Origin of the sequence: Pseudomonas sp. 102515 (assembly GCF_031085165.1) — a bacterium.
Lineage (GTDB): Bacteria > Pseudomonadota > Gammaproteobacteria > Pseudomonadales > Pseudomonadaceae > Chryseomonas.
Map to the genome: position 1 here is coordinate 46,636 of NZ_JAVHTY010000004.1, position 16,819 is coordinate 63,454.

14 protein-coding genes, 2 tRNA genes and 1 pseudogene are annotated in these 16,819 nt (G+C 65.7%); 15 read left to right on the forward strand and 2 right to left on the reverse strand.

Going from position 1 to position 16,819, the window contains the following annotated elements; all coding sequences use genetic code 11:
• Window positions 1–24: 24 nt before the first annotated feature.
• The 6 genes and pseudogenes from hflK (at window position 25) to RCF34_RS23110 (ending at window position 7,028) form a co-directional block, all read left to right on the forward strand.
• A complete protein-coding gene (gene hflK / locus RCF34_RS15835) occupies window positions 25–1,209 on the forward strand; it encodes an FtsH protease activity modulator HflK (protein WP_308709026.1) in 1,185 nt (394 codons plus the stop codon).
• A complete protein-coding gene (gene hflC, locus RCF34_RS15840) occupies window positions 1,209–2,078 on the forward strand; it encodes a protease modulator HflC (RefSeq protein ID WP_017642910.1) in 870 nt (289 codons plus the stop codon). Before hflK ends, hflC begins: the two co-directional genes overlap by 1 nt.
• Before the next feature lie 255 nt (window positions 2,079–2,333).
• Window positions 2,334–3,521 (forward strand): ATP phosphoribosyltransferase regulatory subunit, encoded by a 1,188-nt coding sequence (locus RCF34_RS15845; protein ID WP_308709027.1) that lies wholly within the window; start codon window positions 2,334–2,336, stop codon window positions 3,519–3,521.
• 78 nt (window positions 3,522–3,599) lie between these two features.
• The gene (locus RCF34_RS15850; protein ID WP_308709028.1) at window positions 3,600–4,895 is read left to right on the forward strand and encodes an adenylosuccinate synthase; all 1,296 of its coding nucleotides are present in this window, start codon (window positions 3,600–3,602) and stop codon (window positions 4,893–4,895) included.
• Between the two features lie 1,104 nt (window positions 4,896–5,999).
• Window positions 6,000–6,170, forward strand: a pseudogene (locus RCF34_RS23105) (HAMP domain-containing protein); the annotation flags it as partial.
• Window positions 6,171–6,293: 123 nt separating this feature from the next.
• On the forward strand, window positions 6,294–7,028 hold the full coding sequence (locus tag RCF34_RS23110; RefSeq protein WP_374941205.1) for a methyl-accepting chemotaxis protein: 735 nt from the start codon (window positions 6,294–6,296) through the stop codon (window positions 7,026–7,028).
• 90 nt (window positions 7,029–7,118) lie between these two features.
• Here the strand turns inward: RCF34_RS23110 and RCF34_RS15860 are convergent.
• Window positions 7,119–7,205: transfer RNA gene (locus RCF34_RS15860), tRNA-Leu, on the reverse strand.
• Between the two features lie 112 nt (window positions 7,206–7,317).
• Window positions 7,318–7,404 (reverse strand) — tRNA-Leu (locus RCF34_RS15865).
• Between the two features lie 209 nt (window positions 7,405–7,613).
• Between RCF34_RS15865 and rnr the strand changes: the two genes are divergently transcribed.
• From rnr to RCF34_RS15910, 9 genes are all read left to right on the forward strand, one after another.
• The gene (gene rnr / locus RCF34_RS15870; protein ID WP_308709030.1) at window positions 7,614–10,709 is read left to right on the forward strand and encodes a ribonuclease R; all 3,096 of its coding nucleotides are present in this window, start codon (window positions 7,614–7,616) and stop codon (window positions 10,707–10,709) included.
• The gene (gene rlmB, locus RCF34_RS15875) at window positions 10,706–11,458 is read left to right on the forward strand and encodes a 23S rRNA (guanosine(2251)-2'-O)-methyltransferase RlmB (RefSeq protein ID WP_308709031.1); all 753 of its coding nucleotides are present in this window, start codon (window positions 10,706–10,708) and stop codon (window positions 11,456–11,458) included. Before rnr ends, rlmB begins: the two co-directional genes overlap by 4 nt.
• Window positions 11,459–11,588: 130 nt before the next feature.
• Window positions 11,589–11,963 carry a response regulator gene (locus RCF34_RS15880; protein WP_007161147.1) on the forward strand — a complete coding sequence of 125 codons (375 nt, stop codon included), beginning with the start codon at window positions 11,589–11,591 and terminating at the stop codon, window positions 11,961–11,963.
• A gap of 182 nt (window positions 11,964–12,145) precedes the next feature.
• Window positions 12,146–12,562 carry a 30S ribosomal protein S6 gene (gene rpsF, locus RCF34_RS15885; protein ID WP_007161146.1) on the forward strand — a complete coding sequence of 139 codons (417 nt, stop codon included), beginning with the start codon at window positions 12,146–12,148 and terminating at the stop codon, window positions 12,560–12,562.
• A 26-nt stretch (window positions 12,563–12,588) separates the two neighbouring features.
• A complete protein-coding gene (rpsR, locus tag RCF34_RS15890) occupies window positions 12,589–12,819 on the forward strand; it encodes a 30S ribosomal protein S18 (RefSeq protein ID WP_059316384.1) in 231 nt (76 codons plus the stop codon).
• 35 nt (window positions 12,820–12,854) lie between these two features.
• Window positions 12,855–13,745 (forward strand): hypothetical protein, encoded by an 891-nt coding sequence (locus RCF34_RS15895; protein ID WP_308709032.1) that lies wholly within the window; start codon window positions 12,855–12,857, stop codon window positions 13,743–13,745.
• 20 nt (window positions 13,746–13,765) lie between these two features.
• Window positions 13,766–14,212, forward strand: coding sequence for a 50S ribosomal protein L9 (gene rplI, locus RCF34_RS15900; protein ID WP_308709033.1), 447 nt, complete (start codon window positions 13,766–13,768; stop codon window positions 14,210–14,212).
• Window positions 14,213–14,362: 150 nt separating this feature from the next.
• Window positions 14,363–15,757: a replicative DNA helicase gene (gene dnaB / locus RCF34_RS15905; protein WP_158896716.1), complete on the forward strand. Its 1,395-nt coding sequence runs from the start codon at window positions 14,363–14,365 to the stop codon at window positions 15,755–15,757.
• Window positions 15,757–16,773 carry a D-alanine--D-alanine ligase gene (locus RCF34_RS15910; RefSeq protein WP_308709034.1) on the forward strand — a complete coding sequence of 339 codons (1,017 nt, stop codon included), beginning with the start codon at window positions 15,757–15,759 and terminating at the stop codon, window positions 16,771–16,773. Before dnaB ends, RCF34_RS15910 begins: the two co-directional genes overlap by 1 nt.
• The last annotated feature ends 46 nt before the right edge of the window (window positions 16,774–16,819 follow it).

A 16,819-nucleotide genomic window follows, 5' to 3' on the forward strand; every position in this document is an offset into this window, starting at 1 on the left:
CGCGTTATCAGTAGGGAGAGCGCTATGGCTTGGAACGAGCCCGGTGGCAACTCGAACAATCAAGACCCCTGGGGCGGCCGCAACAACGGTGGCGGCAATGGTGGACGCAAGGGGCCGCCGGATCTCGACGAAGCCTTGCGTAAGTTTCAGGATCGCATCAACCGCCTGGTCGGCGGCAAGAAGCGCTCCGGCGGCAGCGGCGCCGACAGCTTCGGCTCGGGCGGTGGCAAGGGCCTGCTGCTCCTGGGCGTGCTGCTGGTCGGTGCCCTCTGGCTGTACAACGCCGTCTACGTCGTGGACGAGCAGGAGCAGGCGGTCGTGCTGCGCCTGGGCAAATACCATGAGACGGTAGGCCCTGGCCTGAACATCTACTTCCCGCCCTTCGAGACCAAGTACCAGGAAAACGTCACCCGTGAGCGGGCCTACAGCAAGCAGGGCGCCATGCTGACCCAGGACGAGAACATCGTCGAGGTGCCGCTGACCGTCCAGTACCGCATCACCAACCTCAAGGACTTCGTCCTCAACATCGACCAGCCCGAGGTCAGCCTGCAGCAGGCGACCGACAGCGCGGTGCGCCATGTGGCCGGCTCCTCGACCATGGACCAGTTGCTGACTGATGGCCGCGAGCAGGTCGCCACCAACGTCCGCGAACGTCTGCAGCGTTTCCTCGACACCTACGGGACCGGTATCACCGTGACCCAGGTGAACATCCAGAGCGCCTCGGCGCCGCGCGAAGTTCAGGAAGCCTTCGACGACGTGATCCGCGCCCGCGAAGACGAACAGCGCGAGAAGAACCAGGCCGAAGCCTATGCCAACGGCGTGATCCCCGAGGCCCGTGGTGCTGCCCAGCGCATCATCGAGGAAGCCAACGGCTATCGCGACGAAGTCGTGGCGCGCGCCCAGGGTGATGCCTCGCGCTTCAGCCAGCTGGCGGTCCAGTACGCAGCCAATCCGCAGCTGACCCGCGAACGTCTGTATATCGAGACGATGCAGGAAGTGCTCGGCCAGGCGAGCAAGGTGATGATCACCGGTCAGGCCGGCCAGAATCTGCTCTATCTGCCGCTCGACAAGCTGATGCAGAACCGTGCCCCGGCACCGACCTCGGCCATCAGCAGCGGTGCTGCCCCGGCGGCGTCGAGCGATACGGCCGCTTCGGTCATTCGCAACCTGCCGCAGTCCACCGAAGCGCGTACGAGGGAGAGCCGCTGATGAGCAACAAATCGCTGGCCGCGCTGATCGTCGTGGTCGTTCTGGGTCTTGCCGCCTGGAGCAGTCTGTTCGTGGTGAAGGAGACCGAGCGGGCGGTAATGCTGCGTTTCGGTCGTGTGGTCGAGCCCAATCTGGAGCCCGGTCTGCACTTCAAGATCCCGTACGTCAACCGGGTGCGCAAGTTCGATGCCCGCCTGCAGACGCTGGATACCCCGACGCAGCGTTTCCTGACGCTGGAAAAGAAAGCGGTGATGGTGGATGCCTACGCCAAGTGGCGCATCTTCAATGCCGATCGCTACTACACCGCGACTTCGGGTCTCAAGCAGATCGCCGACGAACGCCTGCTGCGCCGCCTGGAAGCGGGACTGCGTGACCAGTTCGGTCGTCGCACCCTGCACGAGGTGGTGTCCGGTGAGCGGGATGCCATGGTCGGTTCGCTGACCGCGGCGCTGAACAAGATGGCCAACCAGGAGCTGGGTATCGAGGTGCTGGACGTGCGCGTCAAGGCCATCGACCTGCCCAAGGAAGTCAGCCGCAGCGTCTATGAGCGGATGAGTACCGAGCGCGAGCGGGAAGCCCGTGAGCACCGTGCCAAGGGTCGCGAACTGGCCGAAGGCATCCGTGCCGACGCCGATCGCCAGCGCCGCGTGCTGCTGGCCGAAGCCTATCGCCAGGCCGAGCAGGCCCGTGGTGAGGGTGATGCCCAGGCGGCCCAGGTCTATTCCCAGGCCTACTCGAAGAATCCGTCGTTCTTCTCCTTCTATCGCAGCCTGCAGGCCTATCGCTCCAGCTTCTCCAGCAAGAGCGATGTCCTGGTGCTGGATCCGAAGAGCGATTTCTTCAAGTATTTCCAGAGTCCGGGGCAATGAGGTCCGGGATGAACGGCGGCTAGGCTTCGCTCGTCGTTCATCCCCGATCGCCGATTTTTTCGTGTTATCATGAATCAGCCGGGGCCATCCCCGGCTTTTTTGCGTCCGTACGAAACCCGTGGAAGGGCGACGCCCTGGCCGATCCGGGTAGCAATCCACGGCAGAGCGGCTCGATCCGGCGGCAGGATTCTCCAGGAATCCACTGCGCCGACCTCGGCAGCCGCGTGCCGATCCATGACATGGAGAAGAGGCCTAATGGCTACGGTAGACCGCTGGCTGCTGCCTGACGGTATCGAGGAAATCCTGCCGCCCGACGCGGCGCGCATCGAAGGCGCTCGGCGTCGGGTGCTGGAACTGTTCCATTGCTGGGGCTACGAGTTCGTCATCACCCCGCACCTGGAATTCCTGGAATCGCTGCTCACCGGCGCGGCCAAGGAGCTGGAGCTGCGCACCTTCAAGGTGACCGATCCCAGTTCCGGCCGCCTCATGGGCTTCCGCTCCGACATCACGCCCCAGGTGGCGCGCATGGAAGCCCATAGCCTCAAGCAGAGCGGTCCGAGCCGACTGTGCTATGCCGGCAGTGTGCTGCATACCCGTCCCCGTGCCCTGTCCACCTCGCGCAGCCCGATCCAGGTCGGCGCCGAACTCTATGGCGTGCCCGGCAGCGAAGGGGATCTGGAAGTCATCAGCCTGATGCTCGACGTGCTCGAGCAGGCCCAGGTGCCCGACGTCCACATGGATCTAGGGCATGTGGGGATCTATCGTGGGCTGTGCCAGGCGGCTGGCGTTTCCGGCGCCAGCGAGCAACAGCTGTTCGACGCCCTGCAGCGCAAGGCGGTCGACGAGATCGCCGAGCTGACGGCCGACCTGCCTGTCGCCGAGCGTGGCTGGCTCCGGGCGCTGGTCGAACTCAGTGGCGATGCCACGGTGCTCCAGCAGGCGCGGCAGCGCCTGGCGGGTGCGCCCGCGGGGGTCCTGCAGGCACTGGAAGAGCTGATCGCCCTGGCCGATTCGCTCCAGGGGCGTTTCCCAGACGTGCCGCTGTATTTCGACCTGGGCGAGCTGCGCGGTTATCACTACCACACCGGGGTGGTCTTCGCCGCCTTCGTACCTGGCACCGGGCAGTCCATCGCCCAGGGCGGTCGCTATGACAACATCGGCGCCGACTTCGGACGTTCGCGTCCCGCCACCGGTTTTTCCACCGATCTGAAGACCCTCGTCGAGCTGGGCACCGCCGTGCTCGACGAGCCGCGTCGCGGCATCTGGGCACCGGCTGGCCATGCGCCAATGCTCTGGCAGGCCGTGCGCGAATTGCGCGCCGCCGGCGAGCGGGTGGTCCAGGCCACCGGTCATGACGACGTTGACCAGCTGCACAGCTCGGGTTGCGATCGCCGCCTGGTCGAGCAGCAGGGCGCCTGGGTCGTGGTGCCCTTGAATTCCTAAGCACCGGATCTGGCATCCGGGTGAACGTGAGCATCGTCGGCCTGGCCGACAGAAATCTTCCTGACAGGGGATAAGGTTATGGGTAAGAACGTCGTCGTCCTGGGCACCCAGTGGGGTGATGAGGGCAAGGGCAAGATCGTGGACCTGCTGACCGACCAGGCCGCTGCCGTGGTGCGTTATCAGGGCGGTCACAACGCCGGCCACACGCTGGTCATCGATGGTCAGAAGACCATCCTGCGGCTGATTCCCTCGGGCATCCTGCGCGCCGACACCCAGTGCCTGATCGGCAATGGCGTGGTGCTGTCGCCGGAAGCCCTGTTCAAGGAAGTCGGCGAGCTGGAAGCGCGCGGCGTGCCGGTGCGGGAGCGTCTGCGCATCAGCTCGGCCTGCTCGTTGATCCTGCCCTATCACGTGGCCCTGGATCAGGCTCGCGAGAAGGCCCGCGGCGAAGCCAAGATCGGCACCACCGGTCGCGGCATCGGCCCGGCCTACGAAGACAAGATCGCCCGCCGCGGTCTGCGCGTGGGGGACCTGTTCCACCCCGAGCGTTTCGCCGTCAAGCTCAAGGAAGTGCTGGACTACCACAACTTCGTCCTGCAGAACTACTTCAACGAACCGCCGGTGGACTTCCAGAAGACCTACGACGAGGCCATGGCGCACGCCAAGGTCATGCGGCCGCTGGTCATGGACGTCGTCAGCCGTCTGCACGAGCTGCGCAAGGCCGGTGAGAACCTGATGTTCGAAGGCGCCCAGGGCACCCTGCTGGACATCGACCACGGCACCTATCCCTTCGTCACCAGCTCCAACACCACCGCCGGTGGCGTGGCAACCGGTTCCGGCGTGGGTCCGCTGTATCTGGACTACATCCTCGGCATCACCAAGGCCTACACCACCCGCGTCGGCTCCGGGCCCTTCCCAACCGAGCTGTTCGACGAGACCGGTGCCTACCTGGCCAAGCAGGGCCACGAATTCGGCTCCGTCACCGGTCGTCCGCGCCGTTGCGGCTGGTTCGACGCCGTCATCCTGCGTCGCTCCATCGAGATCAACAGCATCTCCGGCTTGTGCCTGACCAAGCTGGACGTGCTCGACGGTCTGGAAACCGTGCGCATCTGCACCGGCTACAAGGATGCCGCCGGCAACCTGCTGACCGAGGCGCCCACCGACGCCGACAGCTACACCGGTCTGCAGCCGGTCTACGAGGACATGCCGGGCTGGAGCGAATCCACCGTGGGTGCCCAGAGCCTCGAGGCGCTGCCGGCCAACGCCCAGGCTTACATCCGCCGTATCGCCGAGCTGGTCGAGGCGCCGATCGACATCGTCTCGACCGGTCCGGATCGCAAGGAAACCATCGTGCTGCGCCATCCTTTCGCCTGATGCGCTAAAAGGATGCAGCCTGAAAAGCCCCGCCCCGCGGGGCTTTTCTGTTTCCGGGGTGCGAGAGACGCTGGTAGGCCGGGGACGGCCGCTGGTCCGAAATGGCCAGCATATTGCTATGACTATTTATCGCTAAGGCTCCAGCTCTTCTCGAGTTGGCCGACAGCCTGTAAATGTCCCTCGCCGCTGGAGACCCCCATGTCGTTTCTCTTGTCGCTGCTGCGCAGCCGTCTGTTGTTGCCGGTATTCATCAGTCTGTTGCTCGCCGTCGTTCTCCAGGTGGGCCTGGCGCTATGGCTGACCCGGGATGCGGTGAAGGGGCTGCAGTCCGGTCTGGCCGCGCGCCTGTCCGGCGAATCCGAGCAGCTCGCCGATACCCTGCGCCAGGCCGGTGGCGAGGTGGATGGCAGTCTTGCCGAGCTGGCCGGGCAGACCCGCACGCGGCTGGCCGAGGGGCTTGCCCAGCGCCTGGCGCGCGAGCGGCAGCAGGTGGGTGAGACGCTGACCGCTACCCTCAAGAGCAATGCGCAGAATCTGGCCGAGTTGCTGGCGGGCGTGGCGCCCAAGGCGATGTGGGATGCCGATGTACCGGCGCTGTCCGATCTGGCGCGGCGGGCGCAAGGCAATCCCGAGGTGCTCTTCGTGGTCTTCCAGGATGCCCAGGGCCAGAATCTGACCCGCTATCTCAATCGCCAGGACGAGCGTGTGGCGCGCCTGCTCGCCGTGGGGCAGGGCGAGGGTGCCCTGGCCAAGGTCCTGGATGCCGCGACCCGGGATCCTTCGGTCTATCGCGTGGATGCCTCCATCAATCCCAATGGCGTGGAGATCGGCAAGGTGGTGGTGGGCCTTTCCACCCAGGCCATCGATCGCACCGGCGCGGCCCTGGATCAAGGCTTCAAGACCCTGATCGACGACGCTGGCGGCCTGGTCTCCAGCAGCGTGACGGCCGCGGCCAAGGACAGTGCCGCGACCCTGGCGACGCGCCTGGAAGGTACCCGCCAGGCCGCCCTGGCCATGAGTCGCAATGCCGGTGAGACGGTCGCCACCCTGGCGGGCGCGCTGCGCTGGCAGATCGCCCTGGGGCTGATCGTGGTCGGCGTGGTGATGGTCGTGGCCGTGGCGCTGGTGCTGGGTCGGCGGGTGCTGCGCCGGATCGGCGTGCTGCAGCGGGCGCTCGACGATCTGGTGGCCGGGGAGGGGGATCTTACCCGCCGCCTGCAACTGGGGCAGGGCGATGAGATCCAGGCGCTGGGTGGGGCGGTCGATCGCTTCCTGGCCAAGCTGCAACCCCTGGTGGGCGAGGCCCATGGCGTCGCCGCACGTACCGGTGAGGAAATCCGTGGCCTGGCCGGCAGCAGCGCCACCGCCGAGGCGGCGGCACTGCGTCAGCGCGAAGAGGTGGCTCGCAGCCTGGAAGCCTTGTCCGGCATCGCCGCGGAGGCCCAAGGCGAAAGCCAGGCGATGCAGGGCGCCCTGCAGCAGGTGGAGGCCATTCGCAGCTCGACCCAGAGCAATGCCCGCATCGCCACCGAGGTGGCCGAGGGTATCGAGGGATTGGTGACCCAGGTCGAGTCCGGTGCCCAGGTCATCGAGCGGCTGGCCGCGCAAAGCCAGCAGATCGAGGTGGTGCTGGATGTGATCCGCGGGATCGCCGAGCAGACCAATCTGCTGGCGCTCAATGCGGCCATCGAGGCGGCCCGGGCCGGCGAGAGCGGGCGTGGCTTCGCGGTGGTCGCCGACGAGGTGCGGGCGCTGGCCAGCAAAACCCAGGAATCCACCGGTAGTATCCGGACGCACATCGCCGGTCTGCAGGAAGGCGCGCGCGAAGCCGTCGCCGCCATAGGCGAGGCGCGCCAGCAGGCCAGCAGCGGGCTGGCGGTGCTGCGCGATAGCAAGCGCATCCAGCAGGATGTCCATCGCGCCGTCGATCAGGTGCATGCCAGCATGAGCACCGCTGCCCAGGCGGCGCAGCGCCAGGCGGAGGGCGCCGCGGCGGTGCGCCAGCGGGTCGAGGTCATCCATGGAGAGACGCTGCGCGCAGCCGAATCGGTGGCGGCCACCGCGCACAGCAGTCGGACCCTGGCGGAGCTGGCCGCCCAGCTGCGTGGCAGTCTGGGACAGTTCAAGGCGTAGGGGAGGGTCCCACGCCTTTTCGCAGGCAAGAAAAAACCGGCCGAAGCCGGTTTTTTCTGTTGCGTCCGATCTGGATCGTCCGCTTGGTATTGGTGCCCAGGAGAAGACTCGAACTTCCACGGTGTTGCCACCGCTAGGACCTGAACCTAGTGCGTCTACCAATTCCGCCACCTGGGCCTGCAGCGCGACTTCTGGTCGCTTCCCGTCGCCCTTGCGGGTTTCGGGATTAAAAAACCGGCTAGCGCCGGCTTTTCGTCGACCGATCTGCAAATCGATCGACTATAATGAGTGGTGCCCAGGAGAAGACTCGAACTTCCACGGTGTTGCCACCGCTAGGACCTGAACCTAGTGCGTCTACCAATTCCGCCACCTGGGCACTCAAGGCGATGATTGCTCATCTCCGGCGTCGTGATTGCTCACGGCGTCGTGGGGCGGCACTTTACTCAGGGGGCGTTTGCTTGTAAACCCCTGCTGTGAAAAATATTTTATTGAGCACGCCAGGCTAACTATTGCGCGGTTTTCACGTTTCAATAGGCGCCATGGCAGTTCCTACCGAACCCAGACTTAGAAGGTAACCCCAGACTGATGGCCGATTGGCAATCCCTCGATCCCGAGGCCGCCCGGGAAGCGGAAAAGTACGATAACCCCATTCCGAGTCGCGAACTCATTCTGGCTCATCTCGCCGATCGCGGCGCCCCGGCCACACGGTCTCAGCTCGCCGAAGAGTTCGGTCTCGTCACCGAAGACCAGCTCGAAGCCCTGCGGCGCCGCATGCGCGCCATGGAGCGTGACGGTCAGGTGATCTACACCCGCCGCGGCGCCTATGCCCCCATCGACAAGCTGGATCTGGTGCGCGGTCGCATCGCCGGCCATCGCGATGGCTTCGGCTTCCTGATCCCCGACGATGGCAGCGACGATCTCTTCCTCAGCCCGGCGCAGATGCGTCTGGTGTTCGATGGCGACATCGCCCTGGCACGGGTCGCCGGCCATGATCGGCGCGGGCGTCGCGAAGGCGGCCTGGTCGAGGTGGTCACCCGGGCGCACGAGTCCCTGGTCGGGCGTTTCTTCCAGGAGAGCGGCCTGGCCTACGTGGTCCCGGACAATCCCAAGATCGGTCAGCAGGTGCTGGTGCCCGAAGGCAAGCACGGCGGCGCCGCCCACGGCCAGTTCGTGCAGGTGCGCATCGACGAGTGGCCCACCACCTTCCGCCAGGCTCAGGGCGAGGTGGTCGAGATCCTTGGCGACTACATGGCGCCGGGCATGGAGATCGAAGTCGCCCTGCGCAGCTACGACATCCCCAACGAATGGCCCAAGGCCGTCGAGAAGGAGGCTGCCAAGCTCAAGCCCGAGGTGGAGGAGAAGGACAAGCAGAAGCGCATCGACCTGCGTCAGCTGCCCTTCGTGACCATCGATGGTGAAGATGCCCGCGACTTCGACGATGCCGTCTATGCCGAGGCCAAGAAGTCCGGTGGCTGGCGGCTGTACGTGGCCATCGCCGACGTCTCCCACTACGTCAAGGTCGGCTCGGCGCTGGATGCCGAGGCGGAAAAGCGCGGCAACTCGGTGTACTTCCCCGAGCGGGTGATTCCCATGCTGCCGGAGGCGCTCTCCAACGGACTCTGCTCGCTCAATCCCCAGGTGGATCGCCTGGCCATGGTCTGCGAGATGACCATTGCCGCCTCCGGGCGCATGACCGGCTACCAGTTCTACGAAGCGGTCATCCATTCCCACGCGCGCCTGACCTACAACAAGGTCTCCACGTTGCTGGAGCAGCCCAAGTCGGCCGAAGGCAAGCAGTTGCGCAAGCAGCTCGGCGAGGTGGTGCCGCACCTGGAGCAGCTCTACAGCCTATACAAGGTGCTGTTGGCTGCCCGTCACGTACGGGGGGCCATCGATTTCGACACCCAGGACACCCGCATCGTCTTTGGCGCCGACCGCAAGATCTCCGAGATCCGCCCGACCCAGCGCAACGATGCCCACAAGCTGATCGAGGAATGCATGCTGTGCGCCAACGTGGCCACCGCCAAATTCCTCGAGAAGCACAAGGTGCCGGCCCTGTACCGGGTACACGACGCGCCACCCCTGGAAAAGCAGACCAATCTGCGGCAGTTCCTCGGTGAGATGGGGCTGTCGCTGACCAAGGGCAAGGCCAACCCGGTGCCATCGGACTACCAGGCGCTGCTGCAGCAGATCCGCGAGCGGCCGGACTTCCGCCTGATCCAGACGGTGATGCTCAGGTCGCTGAGCCAGGCGGTCTACAGCCCGGACAACAACGGCCACTTCGGTCTCAACTACGAGGCCTATACCCATTTCACCTCGCCGATCCGGCGCTATCCGGATCTGCTGGTGCATCGGGCGATCCGCAGCGTCATCCGCTCCAAGCTGGAGACCAAGCACGTCAAGCGTGCAGGCGCGACGAGCATGGCCAAGGCACGCATCTATCCCTACGACGAATTGCGCCTGGATCAGCTCGGCGAGCAGTGCTCCATGACCGAACGCCGCGCCGACGAAGCCACGCGGGACGTCTCCAACTGGCTCAAGTGCGAGTTCATGAAGGATCGCGTCGGCGAGACCTTTGCCGGCGTCATCACCGCGGTGACCGGTTTCGGCCTGTTCGTCGAGTTGTCCGAGGTCTTCGTCGAGGGCCTGGTGCATGTCACCGCGCTGCCCGACGACTACTACCACTTCGACAGCGTCCACCATCGCCTCTCCGGCGAGCGCAGCGGTCGCAGCTATCGGCTGGGTGATCCCCTCGAGGTGGTGGTGGCCCGGGTCGATCTGGACGAGCGCAAGATCGACTTCGTGCTGCCGGCCAGTGCCGGGGCGCCGCGTGTGCGTGAAGAGCGCGAGCCGCGCCATAAGCGTGACAGTCGTCGTCGTGGTGCGCCGGCGCAGGAGCCAGGCGCGCTTCCGGTCGCCGAGACCTCGACTGCTACCGTCTCGCCGGAGTCAGAGCGTGAGCCTCGCCGCTCACGTAATGGGCGTCGTCGCGGCAAGTCGTCGCAAGAAGCAGACGTCGTCCCGGCTGCCGAGACCTCGGCTGAGAGCCTTTCGCCGGAACCGGAGCGTGAACCCCGCCGCTCGCGTAACGGTCGTCGTGGTGCGCCGGCGCAGGAGCAGGGTGTCGCCGCAGCGGTCGAGGCAACACCTGCAAGCGTTCCACCAGAGCCGGAGCCCGAACCGCGGCGCTCGCGCAGCGCTCGTCGGCGCGCGGCCGCTGCGGGGCAACAGCAGGGCGCCAATGCGCCTATGCCAGCCTCGGTTGAGGCGACTTCGCCGAAATCGCCGAAGCAGGACGACCAGCTGCTCGGTAATACCGACGTCAGACGTAGTCGCGCGGTCAAGCAGGCTCTGCTGGCCGAAGCCAAGGTCGAGGGCGGCAAGCCCAAAACCCAAGGCAAGGCCAAGGGCAGAGCCAAGGGTAATAGCGACAAAGGCAAGGCCGGCGACACGGCCAAGATCCGCACGGCGCCAGCACGTCAGGATAAAGGAGTGGCTGCCGAGGGTGCTGCGGCGGTGGATGCCAGGGTCAAGAAGGCCAAGGCTGCAAGTGCCAAGAAAAAATCGGCAGGCAAGCCCAAGGCCGAAGGCCAGGCCAAGGCGGCAGCCAAGAGCGAGACCAAGGCCAAGGCGAAGAAGCCTCATCGCAAGGGTCAGTCGCGCCCTAAGGATGACGCATGAGCCAGTTGGAAACCGTCTACGGTATCCACGCCGTGGAAGCGCTGTTGCGCTTCCATCCGCGGCGGGTGAAGCAGCTCTGGATCGCCGAAGGGCGGCGCGAGCCGCGGGTCGATACCCTGCTGGACCTGGCCGCCGGTCAGCGTCTGGCGGTGGAAAGCAAGCCGCGGGCCTTGCTCGACGAGCTGGCCGAGGGTGTGCATCAGGGCGTGGTGGCCCAGGTCAGTCCGAGTCAGGTCTGGGGCGAGGCCATGCTCGAGGAGTTGCTCGACCGGGCCGAAGGGCCGCCGCTGCTGCTGGTGCTCGATGGCGTGACCGATCCGCACAACCTCGGTGCCTGCCTGCGCAGCGCCGACGCCGCCGGGGCCCTGGCGGTCATCGTGCCCAAGGACAAGTCGGCCACCCTGACCGCCGTGGTGCGCAAGGTGGCCTGTGGTGCTGCCGAGGTGTTGCCGCTGGTGGCCGTCACCAACTTGGCGCGGACCCTGGAAAAGCTGCAGAAGCGCGGCCTGTGGATCGTCGGTACCGCCGGTGAGGCGACCCAGGAGATCTACGACGTCGACATGAGTGGGCCCACCGTGGTGGTCATGGGGGCCGAGGGCAAGGGCATGCGCCGTCTGACCCGCGAGCATTGCGATCATCTGGCCCGCTTGCCCATGGCTGGCAGCGTCAGCAGTCTCAATGTCTCGGTGGCGACCGGGGTCTGCCTGTTCGAGGCGGTGCGTCAAAGACGCGTCTCTGCGCCCCGGTAGTCCACGCCAGGAAACGTCTGGGTACCTACGCAGTGTGTATCGCACTATACGAATCGCGCTGCAGTGCGCAGAATACCGGCCTCGCCCCGGGAATGCCCGGAGCGAGGCCTGTCAACAAGAGGATGCCCGCGTGAGTCAGGAGATCCAAGAGCCGGTAGGCTTGCGAGTGCTGCTCGTCGAAGACGATGCCACGCTGCGCATGCTGACCACCGAAGTCATCGAGGAGCTGGACCATCAGGTCACGGCTGTCGCCTCGGCAGAGGCTGCCCTGGAGTTGCTGCCGCAGCGCGAACACGATGTGCTGTTCACCGATATCGGACTGGGTGGCATGTCCGGCATCGAGTTGACCCGGCGCGCCCTGGCGATGGATCCGACGCTGCGCATCGTCGTCGCCTCGGGTTATGCCTTCGAGCGAGAGCCGGGCATGGAGGCGCGGGTCGGGGTGCTGATCAAGCCCTATGACCTGAACAAGATCCGCCAGGCCCTGGCCGACGTGCAACGCTGAGTGCCCGTGGTTGTCCGGCGGTCGCGCCGGACATGCCTGCGGTTGCGCCCTCCGGCGCCCTTCTCTAGAATGTCGCCCCTTGCCCGGAGTGCGTCCGCATTCCGCAGGGCAAGTCATCCGAACTATTCACTCCTTGTCTGACCGCGTTTCCGCGGCAGGCTGCAACCCGTAAGGAGCATTAAATGCGTCATTACGAAGTCGTGTTCCTGGTTCATCCGGACCAGAGCGAACAGGTGGGCGGCATGGTCGAGCGCTACACCAAGGCTATCGAAGAAGACGGTGGCAAAGTCCATCGCCTGGAAGACTGGGGCCGTCGTCAGCTGGCTTACGCCATCGACAACGTTCACAAGGCTCACTATGTACTCATGAACATCGAGTGCAGCGCCAAGGCCCTGGCCGAGCTGGAAGACAACTTCCGCTACAACGACGCCGTGATCCGCAACATGATCCTGCGCCGTGACGAGGCCGTCACCGGTCAATCCGAGATGCTCAAGGCCGAAGAAAACCGCAACGAGCGTCGCGAGCGTCGCGAGCGTCCTGCCGAGTCCGAGTCCGAGTCCGCCGAAGGCAACTCCGACGACGCCGACAGCGCCGAGTAATCTGGATCTAGCGAGGAATCATTGTCATGGCACGTTTCTTCCGTCGTCGTAAGTTCTGCCGTTTCACCGCCGAAGGCGTGAAAGAGATCGACTACAAGGATCTCAACACCCTGAAGGCCTACGTCTCCGAAACCGGCAAGATCGTCCCGAGCCGTATCACTGGCACCAAGGCCAAGTACCAGCGTCAGCTGGGCGCCGCCATCAAGCGTGCCCGTTACCTGGCCCTGCTGCCCTACACCGACAGCCACGGTCGTTGATCGACGCCTGATCACGAATAACGGATAAACACGGCATGCGGCCTCTGGCTGAGTTCATCATGCGCGGCCGTACTCAAGCCACCCTCGTGGTGGTACTGGGTGCAGTCGTGCCGCTGCTGTACTGGATGACCGCTGCCGGTGGCAGCCTGGTGCTGTTGCGCCGGGGACCTGCCGCGGCGGCCGGGGTGCTGGTCTGGGCCCTGCTGCCGGCGCTGTTCTGGCTGTATCTGGGTGATGCCAGCATCGTGCTGGTGTTGCTGGGTTCGACGCTACTGGCGGCCATTTTGCGCCAGAGCCTGTCCTGGACACGGGTGTTGTTGGCCAGTGTCCCGCTGGGGTTGGTTTTCGCCCTGGTGCTGGGGCAGGTCTATGCCGAGGGCATCGCGCAACTGGCGGAGGAAATCCGCCGGTTGCTGCCCCAGGTGTTGGGCCCGAGCGCGGCGCAGTTGCCGCCGGAAAAGCAGGCGCAGTTGCAGCAGTTGCTGCTGCCCGTGCTGACCGGCCTGATGGCGGCGTTCTTCCAGATCACCTGCCTGCTGTGCCTGATGCTCGGGCGCTACTGGCAGGCGGCGCTGTACAACCCCCAGGGGTTCGGTCGCGAATTTCGCGTCCTGCGTCTGCGTCCGGCCATCGCGCTCGGCCTTCTGGCCCTGCTGGTGCTGGCGCCGAACCTGGGCAGCGGGCTTGGCTTGCTGACCCCGCTGTGCAGCGTGCCGCTGGCCTTTGCCGGCATCGCCCTGCTGCACGGGCTGGTGGCGGTCAAGCGCCTGGCAGGATTCTGGCTGGTGGGGCTGTACGTGACGCTGCTGCTGTTCGGGCAGCTGATCTATCCGTTGTTGGTGATTCTGGCTGTGATCGATAGCGTGTTCGATTTCCGTGGGCGGTCTGCGCAAGAGCCGCAGGGGCCCGCGGACGGTGAAGGTTAAAAGTTAAGAGGAAAGACTCAATGGATGTCATCCTGCTGGAAAAGATCGCCAACCTGGGCAACCTGGGCGACAAAGTGAACGTCAAAGGCGGCTACGCCCGTAACTTCCTGCTGCCGCAGGGCAAGGCCACCGCAGCCACCGCTGCCAACGTCGAGGCTTTCGAAGCTCGTCGCGCCGAGCTCGAGAAGCAGGCTGCCGAGAAGAAGTCCGAGGCTGATGCCCGTGCTGCCAAGCTGGCTGACCTGACCGTAACAATCGCCGCCAACTCCGGCGACGAAGGCAAGCTGTTCGGTTCCATCGGCACCCGCGACATCGCCGAAGCCGTCAGCGCCGCCGGCGTCGAGCTGGACAAGAGCGAAGTTCGCCTGCCCAACGGCGCGCTGCGCAGCATTGGCGAATACGATGTCGAAGTGCACCTGCACACCGACGTCGAAGCTACCGTCAAGATCGTCGTCGTCGCTGAATAAGCGCGCCGTCGCCTGACTGGCGGACTTGCGCCCCGGCGCCGGTCTGTCGACAATCGGGCACGTCATTGCCAAGGCAGTGACGTGCCCTTTGTCTTTTCTGCCGTCCGAAATATCATTTCGCCGCCCGCAATGGGGGCCCAAGACCTCCGCATGAACGAGATTTCCCTGCCCGAGCAGTACGATCTGCAGACCGCTGCCCTCAAGGTCCCGCCGCACTCCATCGAGGCCGAGCAGGCCGTGCTGGGTGGTCTGATGCTGGACAACAACGCCTGGGAGCGCGTGCTCGATCAGGTGTCCGATGGCGACTTCTATCGCCACGACCACAGACTCATCTTCCGCGCGGTGGCCCGTCTGGCCGAACGCAACCAGCCGTTCGACGTGGTGACCCTGTCCGAACAGCTGGACAATGAAGGCCAGCTGCCGCAGGTGGGCGGCCTGGCCTATCTGGCCGAGCTGGCCAGGAACACCCCCTCGGTGGCCAACATCAAGGCCTATGCGCAGATCGTGCGCGAGCGGGCCACCCTGCGGCAGTTGATCGGCATCAGCGCCGCCATCGCCGACAGTGCCTACAACCCGGAAGGCCGCGGCGCCAACGAGCTGCTCGACGAAGCCGAGCGCAAGATCTTCGAGATCGCCGAGGCCCGCCCGAAGTCCGGTGGTCCGGTCGGGGTCAACGACATCCTGACCAAGGCCATCGACCGCATCGACACCCTGTTCAACTCCAGCGAAGCCATCACCGGGGTCTCCACCGGTTTCGCCGACCTGGACGAAAAGACCAGCGGCCTGCAGCCGGCGGACCTGATCATCGTCGCGGGTCGCCCGTCGATGGGCAAGACCACCTTCGCCATGAACCTGGTGGAGAACGCGGTGCTGCGCACCGACAAGGCGGTCCTGGTGTTCTCCCTGGAGATGCCCGCCGACTCCATCGTGCTGCGGATGCTCTCGTCCCTCGGCCGCATCGACCAGACCAAGGTGCGTTCCGGCAAGCTGGACGACGACGACTGGCCGCGGCTGACCTCGGCGGTCAACCTGCTCAACGACCGCAAGCTGTTCATCGACGATACCGCCGGCATCAGTCCTTCGGAAATGCGCGCCCGCACCCGGCGCCTGGTGCGTGAGCACGGCGATTTGGCGCTGATCATGGTGGACTACCTGCAGCTGATGCAGATCGGCGGCAGCAGCGGTGAGAACCGGACCGCCGAGATCTCCGAGATCTCGCGCTCGCTCAAGGGGTTGGCCAAGGAATTCAATTGTCCGGTGGTGGCGCTCTCCCAGCTCAACCGCTCGCTGGAACAGCGGCCGAACAAGCGCCCGGTGAACTCCGACCTGCGGGAATCGGGCGCCATCGAGCAGGACGCCGACGTCATCATGTTCGTCTACCGGGACGAGGTGTATCACCCGGAGACCGAATACAAGGGCGTGGCGGAAATCATCATCGGCAAGCAGCGTAACGGTCCGATCGGTACCACGCGGCTGGCCTTCATCGGCAAATACACCCGGTTCGAGAATCTCGCGCCCGGCAGCTACGTTTTCGAGGACGAATGATGGTCAAGGACAAGCTGAAGATCGCGGTCCTGCTCGGCGGCACCAGCGAAGAACGCGACGTGTCCATCGCCAGCGGTGCCCAGGTGGTGGCGGCCCTGCGCCGGCGCGGGCACCAGGTGGTGACCGTGGACACCGCCCTGGGCCTGCTCGACGAGGATGCCGAGCGCGCGCTGCTGGAAGCCCGGGTCGGGCTCGAACCGCCGGAGCGGACCGCCCTGGTGCGGATGCGCGGCCAGGATGCCGGTGCGGTGCTCAGCCGTGCCCAGTTGGGCGACCAGGATCTGCTGTTCCTCGCCCTGCACGGCGGCACCGGGGAGAACGGCACCCTGCAGACCCTGCTCGACCTGGCCGAATTGCGCTACACCGGCAGTGGCCGGGTGGGCAGTGCCGTGGCCATGGACAAGGATCTCAGCAAGCGGCTGTTCCGTGCCGCCGCGGTACCCACCGCCGACTGGCTGATGGCGCCGGTGGCTGCCGCGACCGTGGCCGCGACCCTGGGCTTTCCGGTGATCGTCAAACCCAGCCAGCAGGGCTCCACCGTGGGCCTGAGCAAGGTCAGCCGCGCCGAAGACCTGCAACCGGCCATCGAGCTGGCGCTGCGCTATGACCGCGAGGTGATGATCGAGCGCTTCGTCGCCGGTCGCGAGCTGACCGTCGGCGTGCTGGGCGACCAGCCGCTGGCGGTGGGCGAGATCGTCCTCGGCCAGAGCGGGGTGTTCGACTACACCAGCAAGTACCAGCCCAAGGGTGCGGTGGAAGTGTTTCCGGCCGAGGTCTCGCCCGAGATCGCCGAGGAAGCGCGCCGCCTAGCCCTGGCCGCGCATCGGGCGCTCAAGCTCGACGGCTACAGCCGTGCCGACTTCCGCCTGGACGCAGAAGGGCGGCTCTGGTGCCTGGAGGTCAACACCCTGCCGGGGATGACCGCCACCAGCCTGCTGCCGCAATCGGCGGCGGCCATGGGCATCGACTTCGACGAACTCTGCGAGCGGATCTGCCAGCTGGCCCTGCAGGACTGACCCCCGCGCAGCCGGCGCCGCTATCGCTTCGGGTGGTGGCGGCTGC

Coding starts and splice junctions, on each gene's coding strand:
- hflK (WP_308709026.1), top strand. CDS start 25: ATGGCTTGGAACGAGCCCGGTGGCAACTCGAACAATCAAGACCCCTGG.
- hflC (WP_017642910.1), top strand. CDS start 1,209: ATGAGCAACAAATCGCTGGCCGCGCTGATCGTCGTGGTCGTTCTGGGT.
- RCF34_RS15845 (WP_308709027.1), top strand. CDS start 2,334: ATGGCTACGGTAGACCGCTGGCTGCTGCCTGACGGTATCGAGGAAATC.
- RCF34_RS15850 (WP_308709028.1), top strand. CDS start 3,600: ATGGGTAAGAACGTCGTCGTCCTGGGCACCCAGTGGGGTGATGAGGGC.
- rnr (WP_308709030.1), top strand. CDS start 7,614: ATGGCCGATTGGCAATCCCTCGATCCCGAGGCCGCCCGGGAAGCGGAA.
- rlmB (WP_308709031.1), top strand. CDS start 10,706: ATGAGCCAGTTGGAAACCGTCTACGGTATCCACGCCGTGGAAGCGCTG.
- rpsF (WP_007161146.1), top strand. CDS start 12,146: ATGCGTCATTACGAAGTCGTGTTCCTGGTTCATCCGGACCAGAGCGAA.
- rpsR (WP_059316384.1), top strand. CDS start 12,589: ATGGCACGTTTCTTCCGTCGTCGTAAGTTCTGCCGTTTCACCGCCGAA.
- RCF34_RS15895 (WP_308709032.1), top strand. CDS start 12,855: ATGCGGCCTCTGGCTGAGTTCATCATGCGCGGCCGTACTCAAGCCACC.
- rplI (WP_308709033.1), top strand. CDS start 13,766: ATGGATGTCATCCTGCTGGAAAAGATCGCCAACCTGGGCAACCTGGGC.
- dnaB (WP_158896716.1), top strand. CDS start 14,363: ATGAACGAGATTTCCCTGCCCGAGCAGTACGATCTGCAGACCGCTGCC.
- RCF34_RS15910 (WP_308709034.1), top strand. CDS start 15,757: ATGGTCAAGGACAAGCTGAAGATCGCGGTCCTGCTCGGCGGCACCAGC.